Genomic DNA, 20,280 nt, shown 5'->3' on the forward strand with positions numbered 1-20,280 from the left:
AAGGGAATAATCCTGATCTGAAAATCCGCGTGTTCCGCATCAATAGCGGCCCATACATCAAGCAACGGTTTACACGGCCGCAAAAAGGATGTGCCGAGCCTGATAATGCCCTGCCCGGTTCCCGCTATGCGGCGTGCCCGCCGAACCGCCTCTTCCGATGCCGCCATGATTCGTTTCGCGTCCTCATAGAGGGACCGGCCCGCCGGGGTCAGTTCCACGCCATGATTTGTGCGCTTGAGTAACGTGACCCCCATTCTCCACTCCAGGGAAAGGAATTATACGGTATGGAATATGTGACGCTCAACAATGGCGTGGTGATGCCGCTCCTGGGCTACGGCACCTGCCGGATTCCGGCGCGGATTACGGAACGCTGTGTCGCCGACGCCCTGGGTGTGGGCTGCCGTTCCATTGATACGGCGCAGTGTTACGGCAACGAGCGTGAAGTGGGGAAGGCTTGCGCAGCATCCGGCATTCCCCGCGAAGAGCTTTTCATCACCACCAAGCTGTGGGGTGCCGTGGTTACGGGGATACGCTGCAATCCATTGATGGATCGCTGCGTGCACTCAGCATGGGGCCTGTTGACCTTCTGCTTATTCATGAGCCTGCGGGCGATGTGCATGAAATCTACCGGGCTATGGAAACCGCGTATAAAGAAGGAAAACTGCGGACCATAGGCGTTTCCAACTTTCTGGGAGAACGGTATCTCGATCTGCTCAACCATTGCAGCGTCATACCCGCGATCAATCAGGTTGAAACGCATGTGTTTCGCCAGCTTTACCAATCCGGCGCGCGTTACCCTGAAAGCCACGCGAAGCTGGTGGATAATGAGAGCGTTTAGCTACTTTCATCAGCAAAACGCTCTGGCAGGGCGAAGCCCTGCCCGCCGCGCGCGTCAGCCGTTGGCGGCTGTCCGCCTTACGGATGACGACAGCAGAGACAGGCGCAGGCTAAATGTACTTGCGTCGTTACGCGCCGGAGCGAGCGTTTCAAAAGCAATCTGCTCTAGCGGTGCGGTTTCAACTCCTCAAGAAAGCCCTGGGGCACTTCAAAGCCCAGTTCCTGAGCCTTGTCCGCGGCTTCCGCAGCTTTGGCGTACTCCTGCCCTTCAAAATAGGCCAGGGCCAGGTTGTTCCAGGCAGGGGCAAAGCCCGGTTCCTGCTTGATGATTTCCTTGCAGGTTTCCTCGCAAGCCTTGAACTCGCCCTTCATAAAATAGGCCGTGGCCAGGGCGTTCTTGGCCTGGACAAAGTTGGGGTCCCACTTGAGCGCCTTGTGCAGGGCCGCAATGGCCTTGTCGGGCTGGCCGCGCTGCAAATGCACAAAGGCTATGTTGCTCCAGGGTATGGGGAACTTGGCCCGGCAATTGGCGGCTTCTTCATTATAGCGCAGGCAGCCGTCCAGATCGCCGCGCTCAAGGCAGATGCCGCCCAGTTGCACATAGGCCTCGGCCAGATGCGGCGAATTGCGCACGGCATTGAGCAGGGCTTCCTCCGCGGCCACAAAATCGCGCTTGGAGAGCATCGCCAGACCAAGATTGTAATAGTGGTTGGCGCATTTGTCATTGGTCGCGATCTCGCTTTTGAGATCCGCAATATATTCGTCAATGTCGTCGTACTGTTCTTTCATTCGATGTGCCCCTCTTTTTTCAGAAGATCGTGATACCAGAGGCAAAAATCAAAAATGCCCAGGTATTTTTCATCCCTCTTGACCGCGCCCAGGGCGCATTCCAGAGCGCCTTTGCCGTACTCATTGCTGTACGGGCCTTTTTGGGCGGCCTCGCGCAGAAATTCGTTGATCAGTTGCTGCGCGGTGCGCTTGCTGACGTCCATGCGGATGTCAAGGGGATCATTGGGCTTCTGGAACGGATCCCAGTTCTCGTAGCCCAGGCGATCCACAAATTTACGGCGGCGCGGATTCATTTTTTCATAGATTTCGCGCTTGAGCTTTTCCTGCTCCTCAGTGAGCTCCTGCGGGGTGCTGTCGCAAAAAACGGCGGCGGGAATCAGGCCGGGCATGCGAGGGCTCCTATGCTTCGGGCTTGGCCGGGCCGATGCCCAGGTAGGTTTCATCGTATGTGGTGAGCAGAGCCATGGAAAGGGGCACATAGACCTCGTGCAGCTCCGTGAAGCGCGATTGCACGGTTTTTGCCAGTTCCCGGCTCAGATCCTCCAGCCGGGCCTGCATTTTGTCCAAATGCACAGTGGGGTAGGGCTTGCCTTTTTCAAAGGCCGAAAACCCGCAGACATGCCCCTGGCCGGCAATGGCAGTGGGCACTCCGTAAATGCGACAGGTAACAGGCCTGCTTTCATAAAGCAGGCAGCGCCGATCGTCGCCGAGCAAGGGGCAGCGCAACTTGATCTGCGCGGCCCGGGCCATAATGGCCTCCGGGCTTTCCCCGTCTTTTTCGGCCCGGAAGAGATCGCGTTTCAGGCGCGTCAGGCGGCGGTCGGTCTCGGCAGCGCGGCTCAGGATGGCCGAGCGCTCGGGGCCGTGCTCAAAGGTCCGGCTGAAGGCCCGGTTCAGATACATGGCCTCCACCAGAGAAAGGTCAAACAGGGCATGGCAGCAGTCGCTGCACCCTTCCTTGCAGGTCACACAATGGGGCTGGGCCTCGCGCACCCGTGCAAACAGGGTGTCGGCCTCAGCCCGCAGGCTTTCATACCTGGAAAAAACGGCACTCAGATCAGGGATCATGACTTTCCTGCGACAACGCGGGCGGATTATGAAAGTGCCGCCGGGCGTGTGCGCGTCCGACGGCACTGTGGAATCACGAAACAGCGGCATAAACGGGTCAACAGCGGAATGCCGCGTGGGCAGATGCCCGTTGTTTAGTTTTCTTCGACAGTGATGGCGCTGGCCTCGCAGACTTCCACGCAGGATTCACAGCCGAGACATTCTTCGGCATTGACGGGTTCGGACTTGCCGTCCTTGATCTCGTAGACCTCCACGGGGCAAACATCCACGCATTCGCCACAGCCCACGCACTTGTCGGCGTCAACATTCACATTATAGCCCATTGTTTCCTCCCAAGATTAGCATGTGTCTTGTCTGGTGACAAAAACGGCCGGTCGCCGCTTGTGAAATGGATAGCTTCAGCCCCCGGCCCTGTCAAGTGTCTGCCGCGATTTTGCCCAACGCTCGGGGAACAGTTGCGGGCGGCCCGTTGCGGCAGGAGCCGGGCACGTGGGAAATAAGCATTTTTTGCGCAGTGACAAGAGAAAGACGGCTTACAACACCAGGCGCGCGTAATAGCCTCGCCCGTCGCGCACGATCTGCAGAAGCACCTGGCCCGCAAGGCGTTCCCGGCGAAAAGCCTGCAACAGATCCTGCAGGGTGTCCACTCGTGTTGCGCCCACGGCGGCAATGACATCGCCTTTGCGCAAAAAGGCGGCCGGTCCGTCGCGGCGCACGCTTTGAATCACAAGGCCCCGGCTGCCCGGGCCCAGCGTAAGGCCCCAGCGCCGCTCCATAAGCGCGCGTGCCCTCTCGTCGTCAAAAGGCGCGGGGGTCAGATTGAGCGTCAGGCTTTTTTCGCCGCGCCGCAGGGCCACGCGCAGAGTTTCGCCGCCGGTCTGGTTGCGCAGCACGTTGATGTAATCGCGCCGATCCCGCACCGGGGCGGCATTGATGCTTTCAATAATGTCGCCGGGCGCAATGCCGGCCCGTGCCGCCGGGGTTCCTTCAAAAACCGTGCTGACCAGCAGGCCGCGCGCTTCCCTGCGGCCCAGGGCCATGGCCATGCGACTGTCCAGATCCTCGGCGGCGATGCCCAGCCAGAGCGGAGCCACCCGGCCCCGGCCCATGAGATCTTCCATGACCCGGCGGGCCTTGTTGATGGGAATGGCAAAACCGATGCCCTCGGCGCGCGCGTCCACAGCCGTGTTGATGCCGATGAGCCCGCCCTCGATATTCAACAGCGGGCCGCCGCTGTTGCCCGGATTGATGGCCGCGTCGGTCTGGATCAGATCCGTGAACAGGCCGCCTTCATTGCGGATGGTGCGGCCCAGGGCGGAGACCACGCCGGTTGTGACCGTATGCGTGAAACCGAAAGGATTGCCGATGGCGATCACTGTCTCGCCGGGCAGAATATCGCCGGAATCTCCCAGGCGAACCGCGGGCAACTGGCGCGCGCCCCTGATCTCAAGCACCGCGATGTCGAAATCAGGCTCGGCGCCTTTGACCGTGGCCGGAAACTCGCGCCCGTCCAGCAGGTGAACCATGACTTCGTCGCCGCCGGCAATGACATGGGCATTGGTCAGCACCAGGCCTTTTTGGCCGTCCACAATGACGCCGGAACCCAGGCTGACGCGCTTTTGCCGCCGGGCTTGCCTGCCGGGAAAGCCGTCAAATCCCGGAAAGCCGGGGCCAAAGCCCGGCCCGAAAAAACGCTCCAGGGACGAAAGGCGACGCCCTTCAATAACATGCGTGCTGGTGATGTTGACCACCGCCGGAGCCACGGCCTGCACGGCCCGGACCACAGGCGTCATACGCGGGCTGTCGGGCGCGGGCGCGGCCCGGCTTTCCGCAAGTGGGAGCCAGGCCTGCGCGGCCCAGAGACAGAAAAGAAAAAGGACGGTTTTGCCGAAATTGTTGGCGAAAGCGAAATTGCGCATGATCTGCCTTTAGAAATATTGCTTTTGAAACGCTCGCTCCGGCGCGTAACAGCGAAAGTAAATTTCCCCTGCGCCTGGCTCTGCTGTCGTCATCCGTAAGGCGGCACAGCCGCCAACGGCTGACGCGCGCGGGCGGGCATGGCTTCGCCCTGCCAGCGCGTTTAGCTACTTTCATGAGCAAAGCGCTCTGGAAGGAGCGGAGGCGGCGTATGGCCGCTGCCGGACTGTCCTGACAGACAACAGAGTAAACAAATAAGTAATTATTTTTTTTCGTTTGTAAAGATCCTTGCGCCTGCTCCGCGGAAACGCTAAGAAGCGGAAATGCACAAGAAAAATATTCAGTCCAAGGAAAACATGGAAAACGTTTTGCCGGGCCTGCGCATTGAGCCTCTGCGGCCGGAGGATTTGGCGGCGGCCCAGGCGCATCTGGACGATCTGACCAAACCGCGTGGCAGCCTGGGGCGTCTTGAGGAGCTGGCCCGGCGTCTTTTCGCTATCGGGCAGGGGAGCTTGCCGCTTTCAGTGAGCCCTGCCCTGATGCTGACCGTCGCCGGGGATCACGGGGTTGCCGCGCAGGGCGTTTCACCCTTTCCCCAGGCCGTGACCCGTCAGATGGTGCAAAATTTTTTGACCGGCGGGGCTGCCGTCAATGTGCTCTGTCGGACGGCGGGGATGGAGTTGCGCGTAGTGGACGCCGGATGCGCGGGCGGGCCGTTTCCCGCGCATGAAATGCTTCTGGATCGTCGTCTGGGCGACGGCACGGCGGATATCAGCCAGGGCCCGGCCATGAGCCGCGAGAGCTGCCTGAAAGGCCTTCAGATGGGCGCTGCGCTGGCCGTGGAGGCCGCTGATCAGGGCTGCCGCTGCCTGGGCGTGGGGGAAATGGGCATTGCCAATTCCACGGCCGCCACGGCCGTGTACTGCGCTTTGCTGGGTCTTGAGCCCGAGGATGTGGCGGGCCCCGGCGCGGGCTCCGATCCTGCCATGGTCCGTCACAAGGCCGGGATTGTCCGGCAGGCCCTGGCCGTGAACGCGGCTTTGCTGGAGGCCGGCGATCCTCCAGGCGTGCTGGCCGCGGTGGGCGGCTTTGAACTGGCGATCATGAGCGGCGTCATGCTTGGCGCGGCAGCGCGGCGGCTGCCCGTGCTGGTGGACGGCTTCATCAGCAGCGCGGCCTATGCGGCGGCTCTGGCCCTTTGCCCGGCCCTGGCGGACTACGCCGTGCTTTCCCACGCTTCGGCAGAGCCGGGGCACAGCCGGGCCCTGGCGCATCTGCAAGGCGCACGCCCCGGCGAGGGGCAGCCCCTGCTGGATCTGGGCATGCGTCTGGGCGAGGGCACGGGCGCGGCCCTGGCCTATCAGCTTTTGCGCAGCGCGGCGGCCGTCTTTAATGAAATGGCCACGTTCGCGGCCGCGGGCGTGTCGTCCTCCACGCCGAGGCACGGCGCAAGCGCTGTTGAGGCCGGCGCGGGGCCGGGCACGGCATGCTGATGCCCGGAGGCGTTGAAAAGCCGGAAGGGCCGCTCCTGGCCCTGAAGGATGTTTCACGCGCTTTTGGCGTGCGGCGGGGCTGGCTCGGCGAGCAACGGCGTCTGATTGCCGTGGATCGCGTCAGCCTGGATGTCTCTGCCGGAGAAAGTCTGGGCCTGGTGGGCGAGTCCGGTTGCGGCAAGTCCACGCTGGGGCGGCTGGCCTGCGGCCTGTTGGCGCCATCGTCCGGGCAGGTCCTGCTGGAAGGCCGCGCCTTGCCTTTGGCCGGGGCCCGGAGTTGGGCAGCGGGACGGATTCAGATGGTCTTTCAGGATCCCTTTTCTTCTCTCAACCCGCGCATGTCCGCGCGCGCGGCCGTGGCGGAGCCTTTGGCCGCCCAGGGCGTGCCCCGCGCCGAGCAGCGCAGACGGGCTGAGGAAATGCTGGCCACTGTGGGCCTGGATGGCCTGGGAGGGCGCTATCCGCATGAGTTTTCCGGGGGCCAGCGCCAACGCATTGCCGTGGCGCGCGCCCTGATCACCCGGCCTGAGGTGGTGATCTGCGACGAGCCGGTTTCAGCTCTGGACGCCTCGGTGCAGGCCCAGGTGCTTAACCTGCTGCGGGACGCGCAGGAGCGTTTCGGCCCGGCCTATCTTTTTATTTCGCACGATCTGGCGGTGGTGGGCTTTATGTGCAGGCGCATTCTGGTCATGTACCTGGGGCAGATTGTGGAGGAAGCCGCGCGCGAGCAGCTTTTTGCGGGCGCGGCCCATCCCTACAGCCAGGCATTGCTGGCCTCCATGCCCACGGGCGCATTGCGGAAAGAAGGGGAGCTTTTGCCGCCGCCGCTGGAAGGCGAGCTGCCCAGCCCCCTCAACCCGCCGCCGGGCTGCCGTTTTCACCCGCGCTGCCCCAAAGCCGTGGGCATCTGCCGCCGCGAGCCTCCGGCATGGAAAGAGCTGGCCCCGGGCTGGCGGGCGCGCTGCCATCTGGCCTGAGGTTATCTCTCAAAGTAGGTATAGCCGCGCAAGCCGTCTTCAAAGGCCTGCATGATCGCGAAGCGATCGCTGGGCGAGATGCGCCCCCGGCGCACCGCCTGCTCGGCCGTGCTGCGCAGATCCTCCAGAATGCGGCGCGGCTCGTACTCCACATAGGTCAGGATGTCGGCCACGGAGTCGCCGCGGATTTCGCGCACATATTCATAGCTGCCGTCGTCCGCCGCGCGGATCGAAACCACATTGGTGTCGCCCATCAGATTATGCAGGTCGCCCAGGGTTTCCTGGTAGGCTCCCACCAGAAATGCGCCGAGATAGTATTCCTCCCCGTCGCGCAGCGGATGCAGATCCAGAGTGGGCTTCATGCCCTGGGGATCGATGAAGTGATCGATGCGGCCGTCGGAATCGCAGGTAATGTCCGAGATGATGCCCTGGCGCGAGGGAAATTCCTTGAGCCGGTGCACGGGCATGATCGGAAAGAGCTGATCAATGGCCCAGGAGTCGGGCAGGGATTGAAACACGCTGAAGTTGCCGTAATAGATATCCGCAAGGCTCACGTCGATGTCGGCCAGATCGCGCGGCACGTTTTTCAGCCGCGTCTTTTCCTGGGCGATGCGCATGATGATGGCCCAGAAAAAGCGTTCGGCCAGGGTGCGCTGGCGCAAGGTGACCCGGCCGGTGGAAAAGAGCTGGCGCATCTCGTCGCGGTAGTAAATGGCGTCGTTGTAGCATTCCTGCAGGTTGCGCAGAGAAATGCCGGAGAGCACCTCGCGCAGATTGCGCACCGGCTCCGGCGCGTCCTGGGGCAGCTCGTCGGGCAGTTGCACTTCCTCCACCGCGCTGACATCCAGAATATTGAAGAGCAGCACCGAATAGTAGGCCACGGTCGCCCGCCCGGATTCGGTGATAATGTGCGGGTGCGGCACCCGCTGCTCGTCCAGGATGCTCATGATCGCTTCCACCACGTCCGCGCAGTATTCGTCCAGACTGTAGTTGCGCGAAGACACATAATTGGTGTGCGAGCCGTCGTAATCCACGGCCAGGCCGCCGCCCAGATCCAGATAGCCCATGGGCGCGCCCTCCTGCACAAGGCCCTGGTAAAGGCGCGCGCCTTCCATGACGCCGGTGCGGATGTCGCGAATGTTGGAAACCTGCGAACCCAGGTGATAATGCAGCAGACGGAAGCAGTCGAGCATGTCGCAGGCCTTGAGCCTGTCCACCACATCCACAATCTGGGCCGGGGAAAGACCGAAGGTGGAGCGCTCGCCGCCGGAATCGGTCCAGTGACCGCCTGCCTTGACCGCCAGCTTGGCGCGCACGCCGATGTTGGGCCGCACCCCGAGAGCCTTGCTGCGTTCCAGGAGCATTTCCAGCTCGCCGGGCATTTCCAGAACGAAAAAGAGATTGAAGCCCAGGCGCAGGGCCTGGAGGCCCAGGTCGATGAACTCCTCGTCCTTGTAGCCGTTGCAGACAATGCAGGCTTCCGTGTCGCGCATCAGGGAGACGGCCGCGATCAGCTCGGCCTTGGAGCCCACTTCCAGGCCGTGGTGATAGCGCGCGCCGAACTGGGCGATTTTTTCCACCACCTGTTGCTGCTGATTGACCTTGATGGGAAAAACGCCGCGGTATTCGCCGGTATAACCGAGATTTTTGATGGCCTTGCGAAAGGATTCGTGGATGCTGGCAATGCGCGAATCCAGAATATTTTCCACCCGCAGAAGCACGGGCATGTCGTAACCGCGCTCATGCAGCCCGGCGATGATTTCCGGGATGGGAATCTGGGGGCCCTTGGGCCCCTGCGGGCAGATGACCACCTCGCCCGCCTCGGAAATGCTGAAGTAGCCTGCGCCCCAGTTGCGGATGCCGTAAAGCTCCATGGAGTCTTCCACCCGCCATTGCTGCAAAGCCCGGTTTTTGGCCAATGTGTTCTCCTTGCCTGCCGCCGCCCGGCGGGAAAAAAACGGGAACCGTCCCAAAGCCCGGCATACTATGCCGCGAAAGCGCCCAAAGTCAATGCGTTCGCGCGCTGGAGACATTCACCTTTTCGATGATTTTCTAAAAAATTCATTTTTAATTTCAGATGGTTGTAATATCATTTCCATTGAAAACGTGAATGTCTCGCGCGCCCCGCGCCACGGCACGGACGGCAGCCGCGAAGAGGGTTTTGTCAGGCCGGGTTCCGACGGCATCCGGCGTTCCTGTTCCTGGAGATATACGGCTTCGCTTCGCTCCCTGTCTGCAAGCCTGCGCGGCCTGAGGCGCAGGTGAGCCCGGGTAGTTATCCTCTGCGCATCCGCTGAAATTTATGCTTGGCAACAGCGCATTGCATACGACATACTTGACCGCAGCCGGCCTGATGCCCGCGCGTTTTGCCGCGGGCCCGGCGGGCCGTTGCGCGGAGCAGGCATGCTCGCACACTGCGCCGCCTCACGAAAAAAAGGTTGTCAAGGACAGGCATGAAGTATCTTTTGCGCTGCTGTTTTCTCCTCCTGCCCCTGCTGGCCGCCTGTTCGGGCGAAGATCACGCAGGGGCCGGAGCTCCCCCGGCTCCGGTGCATGTCCAGCCCGTGACCCGGGCCGACGTGCCTCGCCTGCTGCATGCGGTGGGCAATGTCAAAGCCTCGGCCAGCGTGGCCGTCAAACCCAGGGTCACAGGCGAAATCCGGCAAGTCCACTTTACCGAGGGGCAGGAGGTGCGCGAAGGCCAGCCCCTGATCGGCATTGACCCGCGCCCCTTTGAAGCCGCGTTGCGCGAAAAGCGCGGTTTGCTTGCCAAGTCGCAGGCCCAGTTGGCCAAGGCCAACGACGACATGCGGCGTTACGGCAAGCTGGTGGGCAGCGGTTATGTGAGCCGCGAGGCCTATGAGCAGACCGCCACTCAGGCCGCTGCCCTCAAAGCCACGGTGCAGTCGGACAAAGCGGCTGTGGAAAGCGCGGCCCTTGAGCTTTCGTACTGCACGGTCACGGCTCCCATCAGCGGCAGAGTCGGCGCGCTCAATGTGGACAAGGGCAATATGGTGAAAGATACGGATGACACGCCGGTTGTGACCATTGACACGCTGACGCCCATTTATGTGACTTTTTCCGTGCCCGAGGCGCATTTGCCCGTGATTCTGGAACGCATGCGGCAGGAAGACGTGCCTGTCACGGCCGCGCCCGCCGGCGGCAGAGCCGAAACCGGCCGCCTCACCCTGGTGGACAATACGGTGGACACGCGCACCGGCACCATTCGCCTGCGCGGAACCTTTGAGAATGCGGATCGCCGCCTCTGGCCCGGCCAGTTCGTGCAGGTGCAGTTGCCCCTTGGCCTGGCCGCCAATGCCTTGACCGTGCCCAGCCACGCAGTGCTCTCCGGCCGCGAAGGGGCCTATGTCTATCTGGTGGACGCTGAAAATCGCGCTGTCTACCGGGCGGTCAAGGTGCTTTTTGAGCATCAGGGCAGGAGCGTGCTGGAAGGAGAATTGCGCGAGGGCGACCGGGTGGTGGTGGACGGTCAGGTGCGCCTGGCGCCGGGTTTGACGGTGGAAATCCTCCAGTAGCAGCATGGGTGCTGCGGCCATTGCGCGCCCTCGCCAACGCTGACGCTCCTGGAAACGATCCCTTTTCAAGGCGCGTCATTCTCCAAAAAGGCGGCCTGATCCAGAGCGCGGCAGCTTGCCGCGCCGTTGGTCAGCCGGGCCAGGGCCTTTTCAAAGGCCGGAACGCGCTCTTGCGGCAGACTGAGGCGCAGATGCGCGGCGGCCTGATAGTCCTCGGCCGTAAGCCGCGCCTCGTGAGCTGGCAAAAGGCGGCGCAGGCCGTCCAGATGCGTGTACTCCAGGCTCAGCGCAAGATGGGCCAAAGGCACCTTCTCAGCCACTGCAAGGGACGCGAGATTTTCGCGCACCGAATCCTGATAGGCCCGCACCAGACCGCCGGTGCCCAGCTTGATCCCGCCGAACCAGCGCGTCACCACCACGCATATTTCCCCGATGCCGCAATGCAGCAGGACTTGCAGCATGGGCCGTCCGGCCGTGCCGTGGGGTTCGCCGTCGTCGGAAAAGCCAATCCGCGCGGTTTGCCCGGGCGGGCCCGCGGCAAAAGCCCAACAGTTATGCGTAGCGTCCGCTCTGGCGCGGCGCACGGATTCCACAAAAGCGCGCGCCGCCTCAGGGCCGGGCGTATGAGCGCATTGTGCCAGGAAGCGGCTGCGGCGGATCAAAAGCTCCGTGCAATGGGGCTGATCAGGCCCCACGGCCGGAACGGGATAGCGCGTTACGGACATGGCTTGTTGTTTTCCTCCGGGCAGAACTCGCGGACGGCTTGACGGATGCGGTGAAGGCGTGAAGAGCCGCCTTCGCGAAGCAAAAAAAGGATCGCCGTGGAAAAGGCGCGCGCTGTTGAAACCGCAAGGCCGGGCTTTTGGGCAAATGCTTTCCTGCTGGTATAGGTTGCGCGGTAGACAATGCCTTCCGGGTCGCCCGCGAGTTTGCGATGCGCAAGTAGTAGAGCGTTTAGCTGCTTTCATGAGCAAAACGCTCTAAAGATACCATGTTTCACACAAAAAAACAAGCCTGTAACCTTTTCCAGTTACAGACTTGAAAATAATTATAATTTTTCTCTGTATTGATCCACCGTTTGCATCCTGGATAGTACGGCATTCTGTGATTGGTTCGCATAGCAGTAGGCACAAAAATGCAGGCAGGTATTGTATGTGCCGATGTCTTTGCTGGGAGCGCAGCCGCACAGATTCCTCTGGCCGTTGTCCTTGGCGCTCTTCGTGACAAGCTGTACCTGAGAAAGGGAAGGGATATCCAAGAGAGAGCCCTGGCTCGCCGTTCGCGTCGGTTTGCTGGCAGTCTTCTGGAATTCCGCACAATCCGGGCATAGCCGCAAGAGCAGATCTGGATCGATGCATTTGTTATGTGCAATGCCAAGGGCGTCCAAATCGAGTGTCTCGGCGCAGGTCGCAAGCTTCAGGCGGCTCGGCAAGGCGCGTTCAACCTCCACAAGCCCCTTGGCGAGAGCAAGCATTTCGTCGTTGCTCGGCGCACGAAAGCTCTTGTCTATCTTACCGAGTCCCCTCTCTGTTTTTTTGTACCAGTCCACAAAGCTGAATACGAGTTTTTCCGTGTAGGGGGCTATCTCTCGTCCGATCGCGTAAAGCCTGTCGAGAGTGTTCTCTACAGTCAGACCGCCGCCAAGGATGACAGGATCGAAACGCCAGATGACACGATGCCGACCGATCTTTTCGGAAAGCCGCTTGAACAGCTCAATGCGCTGCGCAAGCCTGGGCAGGCAAGGTTCAATCCCGGTCTCAGCGTAGTCGTTGAGCGTGTACTGGAAATAGAATTGATAGCCCCGCTCGCTCACCCTCGGCAGACAGGGTATCAGCGCGACGGGGTTCTTGCTCCAAAACACAAAAGCCCTGCACTTCTCAAAGGAAACGTATTGCCTCTGATGGGTGTTGAACGGATTTTCCCACACACAGTACCCGGCCTTGAGCCTGTTCATGAACCATTCCGCGTGAAAGGCCGGAATGTCCGTAGCCCTGCTGGCAGAGATGACGAGAGGGGCAATGGCGGCCTGCCTCCCAGACGGCGTATCAACAAAGGTTTCTGGCCTTTTCATTAGCCCTCGCCTCCCTGAAGAAAACAGACAATAGACCTGGCAGCGGGAGAGGTTTTGACAACCGAGAATGAGTATACAAGTTCAAACTTGATCAGTCGCCATATATTCGTGCAAGGTATTATTTTACTTTATCAAGATGCATTTCTATTAATAAGTGTTCTTTTTGGACTTGAGTATAGTAAGAGGGGATCATTTTTTCAATAAAATGCTCCCTAACATTTTTATTATCTTTAGAGCATTTTTTGATTGAAAATATCCATTTTCAATCACGGCGCTGCCATCATTTCGCGTCCAGGCTTCAGCTGCCAGCCTTCTGGGCAACAGAGGCCATTCTCTTTACGAGGTGCAAAGGTTTCTGAGGCACAGCGATCCAAGAACAACCATGCGCTATGCCCACCCGGGGCAATCCTCACTGGTCGCAGCCGCGCAAAGCGTAAGCGCCTGCCTCTCTGACAGCAGTAAAGAAAAGTCCAGAAAAAATGCCAAGCCCCCCATGTGAAAACTTCACACAATCAGGATTCATGCAGATACCTCCATACAGCAGGAATCTGGACATTCTGAAAGAGTGAAAGATTACCGTTTTGGACTGAAGAAAAAAGTGAATCAGAGTACGCAGGGATCGGATTTGGACGGAACTGGATCGGATGGGCATTCCTTGGGCATACGTTCACCATTTTTAACAGGCGTATTGTTGGTGATTGTGGCAAAACAGACGAAATGATAATTTTAACATATTAAAATTATTACGAAATTTTTTTGAAAGGCGGGGGGCTAATTTTCTTGCAGAGCGGTTATCTTGACAAACGGCCCTTTCCGGGTATTAAAAAATCAAGCATACGCCTGTTGACAAGGAATCGTATGACTCAAGCCGGAAGCTGCCCAAAGGGCAGGTCTATGAGGCTGCTTTTTTTTCTAGACAACAGATGCAATAAGTGTACTCTAGCAATGAATAATGACGATAAAATATATATTACAAAATCGCGAATGCCTGATGAAGATTTTTTCTTCAGGCAATGTAGAGATATTTTTAAATCTGCATGGATTACCAATAATGGAAATTATGTCCGAAAACTTGAATATTCATTGAGCGCATATCTTGGTATTCCTCATCTTCTTGCCTGCAATAACGGAATGACTGCACTCATGCTGGCTTTGCAATGTGCGGGACTGGCAGGGAAAAAAGTTGCAGTTACTCCATATACCTATGTGGCTACGCTGTCAGCCTTGCTTTGGATTGGCTGTGAGCCTGTTTTTATAGATATTGATCCTGACAGCCTTTGCCTTTCGCCTGATTTACTTCGTAATCGACTTAAAAAAGAACCAGATATTGCCGGTGTGCTGCCTGTTCATATTTATGGCCTTGCCTGTGATGTTGAAGCTCTGGAATCCATCTGTAAAGAATATGGTCAAACCGTCATTTATGATGCCGCACAGGCATTTGGTTCAAAATATAAGGGAAAAAGCCTTCTGGATTACGGCGACTACAGCATATGCAGCTTTCATGCGACAAAGATTTTCCATACCGCAGAAGGTGGTTGCGTAGTTTCACACAATGCTGAAGCGCATAAGGCGTTGTCGCTTGCCCGTGCCTTTGGCCACATCAACGACGATCACTATAGTCTGGGGATCAACGCCAAAATGAGCGAGCTTCATGCCGCCCTTGGCCTATCCCTTTTGCCCGGAACGGATGAGGAGATAGCGCGACGCAAAGAGCTGTACGCCATTTATGATCAAGCTTTGGACGGCTTGCCCTTGAAGTATCCGTCCGTTTGTGAAGGCTTGGAATGGAATAACGCATATTATCCGATTCTTCTGCCGGATGAAGAAAGTCGTGTTCGCGTGGAAACGGCTTTGTCCGTACAAAATATTATCCCCCGCCGTTACTTTTACCCGGCGCTGAACACATTGCCCTACCTGAAAGAGGAATGGCGGATATCCTGCCCTGTGGCTGAGGATGTGGCGCGGCGGGTACTCTGCCTGCCTGGATACAGCGACCTTTCTAACGAATATATTTATCGTATAGCGGCAAGCATTAACTATGAACTTCATAGATCGTAGATAATACATACTGGTGCTCTATAGTCTGGATAAAGGGGTAATTGTATGGCAAATATTTATTTAATTATGGATCATAGTCTTTCATCTAATTGGAATTATGAAAATTTTTATAAAAATAGAGATATTCTTGCAACGAAAAATATATATTTAGCCCCCATTGATAGCGAATATGAAGATTTTCTAAAAATAGCTTTGGATTTTTATTATAAAACAGGAGGTAAAATATTATCTCAAGAACTTGAAGAGAAAGTAGCTGCTGTCAGGGACTATCTTACTAGTGGATATAGTGTTATTTTTTTAGGACAAGCTGTTGATTTAAGTATTCAAAAACAATTTTTTACTTTTATCAGAAAATATATATCTTCCGATCAACACACAGTTCGCCCTGTCATTGTTATAGGAAAATCTTCCTTGACAATGGAAAAATGGTGGCAGGCGACACCCTCGGGAGTAGATGCTTTATTAGCTCAAAAATATATAAATTATGCCCGTAGAATGGCACATTTGATACTTATGACCCAAGAAGAATGGGGGCAGGGAAATACAATTCTTATTCCAAATCTTTATGATCAGGTCTCGTCAACCAGTATAGCCGATATAAGCCGGAAAGTGTTTGCAGCACTTGGCATAGATGAAAACCTGCTACCGACCGCCCCTCTGCCATTCTATGGATTCACCAACACAGCTACAGCGCTACGCCTGTTGGAAGCCCGACAGGTACGACATAACGACTGGCCCAAGCTTGATGATCGTGCTTATATGACAGCTTTACAAAAGCTGGATCAAGACTGGGGGCCGGAACCTGTCACGCCCTTGGTGTATCGCCAAACATTGCTTCAAAAAGGGGCTGAGGATCAAAAGCGGCTTGAGCAACTTCTCAATCTCCCGGAGCATTCTCTGGATGCGCCGGATTGGTACGGAACAGTATCGGAAACAGATGCTTCTGCACCGCTCTTGCCCGAAAGATTGGAGGCATTTGCCGAGGCTCTTTCGCAAACCGAGCGGAACGTATTGCTGAAGCGTTTTGCCAATGATCAGGAATTTCTTTCCAAGGATCAGCAGGCACTGCAGCAAGCCTTGATGAAGACACAAAGGCAGAACTATACGGTCATTTCAGATATACGAGAACAACCTGTTCTCACAGTTCTGACCATGACGCGCAACCATGAAAAATATATCGGCGAGTGTATTGAGAGTGTGCTGAAACAAAAGACCGACTTTCCGGTTCGCCATCTGGTTCTTGATCATTACTCTGAAGACGATACTCCACACATCATCAATTCCTATGCTGAAAAATATCCTTCCATAATTCCAGTACTTCTACATAATTATCACCAAATTTATAGTAATATATATGACTTATTCATTCGTTGCAGAAGTGAATACGCTGCATTATGTGATGGTGATGATTATTTTACAGACCCGCGTAAGCTGCAAAAACAAGTTGACTTTTTAAAAAACCATCCTCGCTGCTCTCTCTGTTTTCATCCTGTTTCTGTTGAATTTGAAGGTGGAGAAGAGGATAACTTTATTTATCCTCCATTATCAATGTTGCCTCGTGGCGTGCATGAGGAATATCATCTTGCAGATTTATTTCAAGGAAATATGATTCAGACAAACTCTGCCGTATATCGCTGGCGTTTCAAAGACGGTTTGCCGGAGTGGTTCAGGCACGACTTGTGCCCGGGAGATTGGTACTGGCATCTGCTTCATGCTGAAACAGGGAGAATCGGTTTTATTCCGGAAGTCATGTCCGTATATCGCCGACATAAAAAAGCTGCCTACGCTGATTCATTTATTTCGTCTCTTGAGCACCGCAGAAAGCATGGTATGGCGGAACTTGCCACCTATCAGGCTGTGAATGACCATTTCAATGGTCGATATTTCATAAGATTGGCTGCCCTTGCCAATGGTGTCTTTGCAGACTTTTTCAAACTCAGTGCGGAAAAAGGAGATGACGCATTTCTCAATGAAGCCTGCCAGAAGTTCCCTGATTTTGCCCGGCATTTTTTACAATCATTGAAAATTGTCGGAAAAAATCAGGCTGGAACAAATCAATGAAGCAACAAATAATGAATACAATACCTGATGTATGTATCCTTGGATTGGGATATATAGGCTTGCCGACAGCCAGCCTGCTGGCCACAAAAGGATTTTGTGTGGCCGGAATGGATGCCAATGACAATCTTATCCAGAGTCTGCGGCATGGAAAGTGCCTTATTTATGAACCGGCACTGGATGTTATGGTAAAATCGGCTTTGAAGTCCGGTTATCTCACAGTGGATACCAAGCCCAGAGAAGCAGAGATATTTATTATCTGCGTGCCTACGCCTTTCAAAGACAAGCATAAGCCTGATCTCAGTTATGTAGAATCTGCCGCTGCCTGTATTGCCCCTTTTTTGCGCAGCGGCAATCTTGTCATTCTGGAATCAACAGTCCCCGTCGGCACAACAGAAAGAATGGCGGGATTATTGGCTGACATGAGACCGGAGTTACGGATCGGGCAAGATTGTCCCGGCAATTCTGAACCGGTGTATGTGGCCCATTGCCCGGAACGGGTTTTACCTGGCCGCATTCTGCACGAGCTGGTGGAAAATGACCGTATTGTCGGCGGCATTGATCAGAAATCGACCCGTAAAGGCGTGGAGTTTTACAAACGCTTTGTCAGCGGTTCGGTACAGGGCACAGACTCGCGCACGGCAGAGATGATCAAGCTGACCGAGAACTCTTTTCGGGATGTCAATATTGCCTTTGCCAATGAACTGTCCATGCTGTGTCAGGAACTTGATCTGAACGTCTGGGAAGTCATTGAGCTTGCCAACCGGCATCCCCGCGTGAACATTTTACAGCCCGGCGCGGGTGTGGGCGGGCACTGCATAGCGGTCGATCCCTGGTTTCTGGTGGATTCCGCGCCGCAAACAGCACGTTTGCTTCGTCTGGCGCGGGAAGTGAACGACTCCAAGCCGAAGGCGATTATTGCCCGGACGTTGGAAGCTGTTGCGGAACAGAGCAATCCCACAGTGGTCTGCCTTGGCCTGAGCTTCAAGCCGGATATAGACGATCTGCGGGAAAGCCCGGCTCTGGCCATTGCCGAGGCCCTGGCTGAAGCAAACGTGAATCTGCTCATCTGTGAACCTTACATCCAGGCTCTCCCCCCATCCTTGAGGAACAGGCCCAATGTCCGGAAGGCGGATGTGGAGGACTGCCTGCAAGACGGGGACATCATTGTGGCTCTGGTCAAACACACGCCATTCATCAACATTGCTGCGGACAGACTTGTACAAAAAACCGTTATTGACGCCTGCGGCCTTTGGCGAGGCAAACAGGCGGCAAGCCATGACGCCAGAGCGGGCAGGAAGTGATACATGGCAGGTAAGGTTACTCCAGATACTCCTTTGCTGAAATTTCTGGAAACATCAATGACCAGGCGGGGATGGCTTGGCCGGATATATGGCGCGCAATACTGGCTGCAAGGCGGCATACTTTCCTCAACAGAAGATGCTCCCATCAGCGTTGTCAGTATCCGTCGCCGTCCTTTACCCGATGCTCCCTATGAAGGATTTGCAACACTCAAGGGAGAGGGGATTCCTTTCCAGAGTGTACAGATAGATATTCCAGAATCTGAATGTGACATCCCTGCCTTGCTGTCGCTCAATTCCGGCACGAATATCCATTGCATACTTTCCAATGCCGCGCCCTGGTACACAGCTTTGAATCTTGGCGCAGCCTTCGCAACAGGGAAGATTATCATCTTCCTGCGCGGGGAGCCTGAAAGAGGATTGCTGACGGCATACCGGGATATGTTTCAGGCGCACCCCACGATGCTGGCCGCAAGGGGGAAATTGTCCATTCCGGATCTTGATGCCTGTGCCTGCCAGGTCACCGGCAGTTTTGCGCTTGCCGACGATACCGGCTGCTGGCCGGTTGATCTGGATGAAAACATGGCTGTGGCAGCGGACACCTTTTTTGCCTTGGGCGGCTTTGATGAAAGTCTGACAGGCGGCTACGGAGCATTGGATTTCTCCATCCGCCTTTTTGGTCATACACCGGATTTTGACTGTCAACGCTATGTTCCTCAGGCTCAGGTTGCCTTGAGTGCGCAGGAATACTCAAATCTGCCTCTGGAAGACTATCTGTTCCAACGGCAACGATCATGGCTGCAACTGAATGATTCGCTCAAGCGTTATCTGGAGCTGTACGGCAAGTTCTGGCAGGAGCAGAATGGAAGGAGAAACCGTGTCTGACTGGTCGGCACAACACAATGACGCAGGGGTACTCATGCTGCTCAGCTCATCCCTGCCGCTTACTCCTTCAGGCTACGGGGTGCGTTCTCATGCCATAGCCAGCCATCTGTTGCGGCACGGAGTGCGCCTCAAGGTCTGCACACGGCCCGGTTATCCCCTGACTTCCTGGACAGGGCCGCAAGAGGTGCGCCTGAGCGATACCGTGGAAAACGTCACCTACCATCGTCTGCCCCTCTATCCCGTCGGCATGGGCGAGTTTGGCGAGGAGTACCGGCAACAGGCGTCGTCCCTGATCGCCACTGTGGCCGGGCGTTGCCGTGCAAGCATCATCCATGCGGCATCCGACATGGAAAACGGCCTGCCTGCCATGCTGGCGGCAAAAAAAGCGGGCGTGAAAGGCATTTACGAGTACCGGGGGATGTGGCACTATTCCGCAGCCGTGCGCAATACCTGGTTCCCCTGGACAGAGCCGTTCCGACGCAGGCAAAGGCTGGAGGTGCAAACCGGGCAGCTGGCGGATGCCGTTTTCGCCATTTCCGAAGCTCTCAAGGCCGAACTGGTTGCCGAAGGCCTGCCGGAGAACAAGATAACGGTTTTGCCCAATGCCGTGGATGTGGAACGCTTCACCCCATTGCCGCCGGATCAGGAGCTTCTGGAAAAATACGGTCTGCAAGACCGTGTGGTTGTCGGCTTTATCGGCTCCTTTACTGCCTATGAAGGGCTGGACAGCCTCATGGATGCCGTTCTGGAACTCAACTGGCGCGGCTTCCCGGTTTCTCTGCTCATGGTCGGGGACGGCGCCGACAACCTGAAACGAATGAAAGCCCTGCACCAGGCCCGAGGCAGCCATCCGTCCGTTATCTTTACCGGTCGCGTCCCCTTTGAAGATGTCAAACGCTATTATTCGCTGATCGACATCATGCCCTTTCCCCGCGTTCCGGCAAAAGTCTGTCGCTGTGTCCCCCCCCTGAAGCCGCTGGAAGCAATGGCTATGGGCAAAACGGTTCTGGCGTCCAACGTGGCGGCTTTAACCGAGATCGTGCGGGACGGTGAGACAGGGCTTGTGTTTGAATCCGGCAATCTGCCCGATCTGGTGGAGAAGCTGGAGACACTGCTCGCCAGGCCCGACTTGCGGCAACGCCTTGCCGACAGGGGACGTGCCTGGGTTTTGGCGCAACGAGACTGGCACAAGGTCAGTGAGCGTATTTTGCGCGTCTATGAAGGATTGCTGGAGGGGTAACGGTGTTCTGCACATTTTCCTCTGTTCGCCTGGCCGCGGTAAACTCCTGT

18 protein-coding genes and 1 pseudogene are annotated in these 20,280 nt (G+C 56.7%); 10 read left to right on the top strand and 9 right to left on the bottom strand.

Features of this window, described 5'->3' with window-relative positions:
• Positions 1-218 (bottom strand): annotated as a pseudogene (locus G7Y52_RS14970) (LysR family transcriptional regulator); the annotation flags it as partial.
• A 66-nt stretch (positions 219-284) separates the two neighbouring features.
• On the opposite strand from G7Y52_RS14970, the gene G7Y52_RS15500 reads away from it, so the two are divergent.
• Positions 285-674: an aldo/keto reductase gene (locus tag G7Y52_RS15500; protein ID WP_165070622.1), complete on the top strand. Its 390-nt coding sequence runs from the start codon at positions 285-287 to the stop codon at positions 672-674.
• Entirely contained in the window at positions 569-838 is a 270-nt protein-coding gene (locus G7Y52_RS15505) for an aldo/keto reductase (protein WP_206215243.1), read from the top strand. Before G7Y52_RS15500 ends, G7Y52_RS15505 begins: the two co-directional genes overlap by 106 nt.
• A gap of 164 nt (positions 839-1,002) precedes the next feature.
• Here the strand turns inward: G7Y52_RS15505 and G7Y52_RS08950 are convergent, their stop codons facing one another.
• The 5 genes from G7Y52_RS08950 to G7Y52_RS08970 form a co-directional block, all read right to left on the bottom strand.
• Complete coding sequence (locus G7Y52_RS08950) at positions 1,003-1,626, bottom strand: tetratricopeptide repeat protein (RefSeq protein ID WP_165070636.1); 624 nt, start codon at positions 1,624-1,626, stop codon at positions 1,003-1,005.
• Positions 1,623-2,015 carry a hypothetical protein gene (locus G7Y52_RS08955; protein ID WP_165070640.1) on the bottom strand — a complete coding sequence of 131 codons (393 nt, stop codon included), beginning with the start codon at positions 2,013-2,015 and terminating at the stop codon, positions 1,623-1,625. The genes G7Y52_RS08950 and G7Y52_RS08955 overlap by 4 nt, the downstream gene beginning before the upstream one ends.
• Before the next feature lie 10 nt (positions 2,016-2,025).
• Positions 2,026-2,694 (bottom strand): YkgJ family cysteine cluster protein, encoded by a 669-nt coding sequence (locus tag G7Y52_RS08960; protein WP_165070644.1) that lies wholly within the window; start codon positions 2,692-2,694, stop codon positions 2,026-2,028.
• Between the two features lie 134 nt (positions 2,695-2,828).
• Entirely contained in the window at positions 2,829-3,017 is a 189-nt protein-coding gene (locus G7Y52_RS08965; protein WP_165070646.1) for a ferredoxin, read from the bottom strand.
• 210 nt (positions 3,018-3,227) lie between these two features.
• Positions 3,228-4,613, bottom strand: coding sequence for a trypsin-like peptidase domain-containing protein (locus tag G7Y52_RS08970; RefSeq protein WP_165070649.1), 1,386 nt, complete (start codon positions 4,611-4,613; stop codon positions 3,228-3,230).
• A 354-nt stretch (positions 4,614-4,967) separates the two neighbouring features.
• Here G7Y52_RS08970 and cobT point away from each other — a divergent pair, with 354 nt between their 5' ends.
• Complete coding sequence (cobT, locus tag G7Y52_RS08975; protein WP_165070653.1) at positions 4,968-6,104, top strand: nicotinate-nucleotide--dimethylbenzimidazole phosphoribosyltransferase; 1,137 nt, start codon at positions 4,968-4,970, stop codon at positions 6,102-6,104.
• Positions 6,098-7,081, top strand: a complete 984-nt coding sequence (locus G7Y52_RS08980; RefSeq protein ID WP_277424300.1) for an ABC transporter ATP-binding protein — start codon at positions 6,098-6,100, stop codon at positions 7,079-7,081. Before cobT ends, G7Y52_RS08980 begins: the two co-directional genes overlap by 7 nt.
• A 2-nt stretch (positions 7,082-7,083) precedes the next feature.
• Here G7Y52_RS08980 and speA read toward each other — a convergent pair whose 3' ends face one another.
• Complete coding sequence (gene speA / locus G7Y52_RS08985) at positions 7,084-9,000, bottom strand: biosynthetic arginine decarboxylase (protein ID WP_165070659.1); 1,917 nt, start codon at positions 8,998-9,000, stop codon at positions 7,084-7,086.
• 534 nt (positions 9,001-9,534) lie between these two features.
• On the opposite strand from speA, the gene G7Y52_RS08990 reads away from it, so the two are divergent.
• Entirely contained in the window at positions 9,535-10,617 is a 1,083-nt protein-coding gene (locus G7Y52_RS08990) for an efflux RND transporter periplasmic adaptor subunit (RefSeq protein WP_165070662.1), read from the top strand.
• Between the two features lie 65 nt (positions 10,618-10,682).
• Here the strand turns inward: G7Y52_RS08990 and G7Y52_RS08995 are convergent, their stop codons facing one another.
• Together G7Y52_RS08995 and G7Y52_RS09005 are read right to left on the bottom strand one after the other, a co-directional pair.
• Positions 10,683-11,342, bottom strand: coding sequence for a YigZ family protein (locus G7Y52_RS08995; protein ID WP_165070665.1), 660 nt, complete (start codon positions 11,340-11,342; stop codon positions 10,683-10,685).
• Positions 11,343-11,665: 323 nt separating this feature from the next.
• Positions 11,666-12,688 (bottom strand): DUF1848 domain-containing protein, encoded by a 1,023-nt coding sequence (locus G7Y52_RS09005; RefSeq protein WP_165070667.1) that lies wholly within the window; start codon positions 12,686-12,688, stop codon positions 11,666-11,668.
• Between the two features lie 945 nt (positions 12,689-13,633).
• Here G7Y52_RS09005 and G7Y52_RS09010 point away from each other — a divergent pair.
• From G7Y52_RS09010 to G7Y52_RS09030, 5 genes are read left to right on the top strand one after another with little or no spacing between them, the layout of a single operon-like run.
• Entirely contained in the window at positions 13,634-14,746 is a 1,113-nt protein-coding gene (locus G7Y52_RS09010) for a DegT/DnrJ/EryC1/StrS family aminotransferase (RefSeq protein WP_165070670.1), read from the top strand.
• 45 nt (positions 14,747-14,791) lie between these two features.
• Entirely contained in the window at positions 14,792-16,807 is a 2,016-nt protein-coding gene (locus G7Y52_RS09015; protein ID WP_165070672.1) for a glycosyltransferase family 2 protein, read from the top strand.
• Between the two features lie 11 nt (positions 16,808-16,818).
• Entirely contained in the window at positions 16,819-18,108 is a 1,290-nt protein-coding gene (wecC, locus tag G7Y52_RS09020; protein ID WP_206215244.1) for a UDP-N-acetyl-D-mannosamine dehydrogenase, read from the top strand.
• Positions 18,109-18,111: 3 nt separating this feature from the next.
• On the top strand, positions 18,112-18,990 hold the full coding sequence (locus G7Y52_RS09025; protein ID WP_165070675.1) for a hypothetical protein: 879 nt from the start codon (positions 18,112-18,114) through the stop codon (positions 18,988-18,990).
• On the top strand, positions 18,983-20,230 hold the full coding sequence (locus G7Y52_RS09030) for a glycosyltransferase family 4 protein (RefSeq protein ID WP_165070677.1): 1,248 nt from the start codon (positions 18,983-18,985) through the stop codon (positions 20,228-20,230). Before G7Y52_RS09025 ends, G7Y52_RS09030 begins: the two co-directional genes overlap by 8 nt.
• The last annotated feature ends 50 nt before the right edge of the window (positions 20,231-20,280 follow it).

The sequence above is a fragment of the Desulfovibrio sp. ZJ200 genome, from assembly GCF_011039095.1.
Lineage (GTDB): Bacteria > Desulfobacterota > Desulfovibrionia > Desulfovibrionales > Desulfovibrionaceae > Desulfovibrio.